The following is a 3,629-nucleotide window of genomic DNA, read 5'->3' as shown; positions in this document are numbered from 1 at the left end:
ATGCGCCAGCAACGCCTGCAACGCCGCCCGCAGCGCCACCACGTCCACACCCTCGACCAGCTCCACCATCAACGACTGGTCAAATCGCTCCGGACGTACCGTCTGGGTCTCGAAAAACCACCACTGGATCGGCGTCAACGGCACCTCACCGACCACCGGGCCCTGGTCGGCCATCTCCGGTACCGCGCCGCTGGTGACCTCGCCGACGCTGGCGGCCAACGCGGCGACGGTCTGGTGCACGAACACGTCGCGCGGCATCAGCCCCGACCCGGCCTGCCGGGCCCGGGAGACCATCTGAATGCTCAGGATCGAGTCGCCACCCAGCTCGAAGAAGTTGTCCTCGACCCCGACCCGCTCGATTCCGAGGACGTCGGCCCAGATCCCGGCGAGCACCCGCTCGGTCTCGGTACGCGGCTCGACGTAACCGTCGCCGGCCGCGGCGGCGAAGTCCGGGGCGGGCAGCGCCCGCCGGTCGACCTTGCCGCTGGAGGTGAGGGGCAGTTGGTCGAGCACGACGAACGCCGAGGGGACCATGTAGTCGGGCAGCGATTCGCCCAGGGACCGGCGTAGCGCCGCAGGGTCCACCACCACGCCGGGCGCCGGCACCACGTACCCCACGAGGCGCGTGCGCCCGGACTCCTCCTGCCGGGCGACCACCACGGCCTCTGCCACGGCCGGGTGGCGCCGCAGCGTCGCTTCGATCTCACCCGGCTCGATCCGGAAACCCCGGATCTTGACCTGGTCGTCGGTACGCCCCAGGTACTCCAGTACCCCGTCGGCCATCCAGCGCGCCCGGTCGCCGGTGCGGTACATCCGCTCCCCCGGCGTACCGAACGGGCAGGCCACGAACCGTTCGGACGTCAGCCCCGGTCGGCCCAGGTAGCCCCGAGCCACCTGAACACCGGACAGGAACAGCTCACCGGGTACATCGACCGGCACCGGCCGCAGCTCGTCGTCGAGCACGTACGCGTGCAGGTTGCCCAGCGGCCGGCCGATCACCGGTCGCGGCGAGTCCGTCAGACGGCAGGTCACCGCGTCCACCGTGCACTCGGTCGGCCCGTAGAAGTTGTAGGTCGCGGTGCCCTCGACGGCGACCAGCTCCGACCACAACGGGTCCCTGACCGCCTCGCCGCCGAGTGCGAGGATCCGTGGCCGGTACGGTCCGCTGTCGAGCAATCCCGCTGGTAGGAGCTGCTGCAGGTAGGTCGGCGTGATCTCGAGGTAGTCGACGTGCCGGGCGTTGACGTACCCGACCAGAGCCGGTGGATCCAGGCGAACGGCGTCCTCGATCAGGTGCAGCTCGTGGCCGTTGGCCATCATCACCAGCGGGTCCCAGGAGGCGTCGAAGGAGAGCGAGGCCGTCAGCGCCACCCGCAGCCGCTCGTCCCCGGCCGCCACCCCGATACCGTGCCGGTGGTTGAACAGCAGGTTCACCAGGCTGCGGTGCTCGACCACCACTCCCTTCGGCTGCCCGGTCGAACCGGAGGTGTAGATGATGTACGCCGCGCTGTCCGGCCCGAGTGGCGCGATCCGGTCGGTGTCGGTGGGCGTCGTGTCCGGACCCGCCGCGGTCAGCGCCCGGGTGTCCGCATCGTCGAGCAGCAACACCGGCATCCCGCCCGCGGCGCCGCGTACATTGCCACTGTCAGCGGTGGTCACCACCAGGGCCGCACCGGCATCCCGCAACACGAACCCGATCCGCTCAGCCGGCTGCTCCCGGTCGATCGGCAGGTACACCCCACCTGCCTTGAGCACCGCCAGGATCGCCACGATCAGCTCCGCCGACCGCGGCAGCGCCAGCGCCACCACCCGCTCCGGCCCGACGCCTGAGGCGATCAGGTGGTGCGCCAACCGGTTCGCCCGCGCGTCCAGTTCCGCGTACGTCAGCGCGGTCGCACCGCACACCAGCGCGGACGCGTCCGGCGTCCGCCGGACCTGGGCCTCGAACGCCTGCGGGAACGTCACCGCCGGCACATCCAGGTCCGTGTCGTTGAACTCCACGAGCACCCGGGACCGTTCGGCGTCCGTCATCATCGGCAGGTCGGCGAGCGGCCGCTCCGGGTCGGCGGCGATGGCGGCCAGCAGTGCCCGAAGATACTCGGCCAGCCGTTCGATCGTCGCCTGGTCGAACAGGAGGGGGTCGTAGTCGAGCGCGATCGACAAGCTCTCCCCCGGCTCGACCATGGCGGTGAGCGGGTAGTTGGTGGGCTCCAGGTCGTTGAGCTGCCGGATGCCCAGCCCGTGCGCGGTAATGGCAGTGGAGTCGAAGGGGTAGTTCTCGAACACGACGATGCTGTCGAAGAGGTTGGCGCCGCCCGGCAGGTCGGTCCAGGTCTGGAGCTGGGCCAGGGAGACGTGCCCGAAGCGCCGGGACTCGGCCTGCTGTACCTGCAGGTCGCGCAGCCAGGACACGAGCCGCTGGGAGCCGTCGGCGTGTGCCCGGGTCGGGAGCGTGTTGACGAACATTCCGACGATGGACTCCACACCGGGCAGGTCGGCCGGACGTCCCGAGACGGTGGTGCCGAAGACGACGTCCCGCTGGCCGCTGTAGCGGGCCAGCAGCAGCGCCCACGCGCCCTGCACGACGGTGTTCATCGTCAACCCGCTGCGCCGCGCCGCCTCGCGTAACTGGTCGGACTGCTCGGCCGGTAGCGCCATCCGGACCCGTGCACCGGACTCGGTGCGGTGCGCCTCCACGGGCTGCCGGTCGAACGGCAGCGGGGTGGTCGACTCGACGCCCGCCAGCACCTGGCGCCAGTACCGTTCGGCCTCATCCTGGTCGCGTGCGGCGAGCCACTGGAGGTAGTCGCGGAACGGGCGGCGCGTCACCGGTGCGGGTTCACGTCCGTGGACGATGGCCGCGTACCGCTGGCAGACCTCGGCGAACACCTGGGGCACGCTCCAGCCGTCGAGCAGCAGGTGGTGGAAGGTCCAGACCAGTGCGATCTCGTCGCCCGGCAGCGCGGCGATCACCAGCCGCATCAGCGGGGCGGCGGTCAGGTCGAGCCCTTCGGCGCGATCGCGGGCGAGCAGCAGGCGTAGCTCCTCCTGGCGCTCGGCCTCCGGGAGGCGGCTCCAGTCCAGGTACGTGATCGGCAGCCGGACCTCGCGCTGTACCACCTGCACCGGCTCGGCGACGCCTTCCCACACCACCCGGCTGCGCAGGATGGGGGTTCGGTCGACGACCTGCTGCCACGCCGCGCCGAACGCGGACGGGTCGGCCACCCCGGAAAGCTGTAGCTCCACCTGGTTGAAGTAGGCGCCGGACACGCCGTCGACGAGGCTGTGGAAGACCATGCCGGCCTGCATCGGCGTGAGGGGGTAGATGTCCTCGACGGCTCGGCCGTCGCCGACGAGCCGGTCGACGGCCGCCTGGTCCAGGCGGGCCAGGGGGAAGTCCGAGGGGGTACGCCCGCCGGCACTCGGCTGCGCACAGTGGACGATGATCTCCCGCAGCGCGTCGACCATCCGCTCGGCCAGAAGCTGGACGGTGCTTTCCCGGTGGAGATGCTCCGAGTAGAACCAGCTGAGCTCCAGGCACCTGTCCTCGACCCGGCCCACGATCTCCAGGATGTGTGCCCGGGGGGTGTCCGGGTCTCCGTCCAGCTTCAACTCGTCGTACCGCGCCC

Annotated in this window: 1 protein-coding gene; it reads right to left on the bottom strand. The window is 70.9% G+C overall.

Annotation, left to right across the window (positions count from 1 at the left end; all coding sequences use genetic code 11):
• Positions 1-3,629: non-ribosomal peptide synthetase (locus HC031_RS32080; RefSeq protein ID WP_167929215.1), on the bottom strand; the 3,629-nt coding region annotated here is incomplete at both ends.

It is taken from the genome of Planosporangium thailandense (assembly GCF_011947195.1).
GTDB classification, from domain to species: Bacteria; Actinomycetota; Actinomycetes; order Mycobacteriales; family Micromonosporaceae; genus Planosporangium; species Planosporangium thailandense.
Note: the sequence above shows the minus strand (reverse complement) of the source record. Positions and strands in the feature narration are given on the sequence as shown.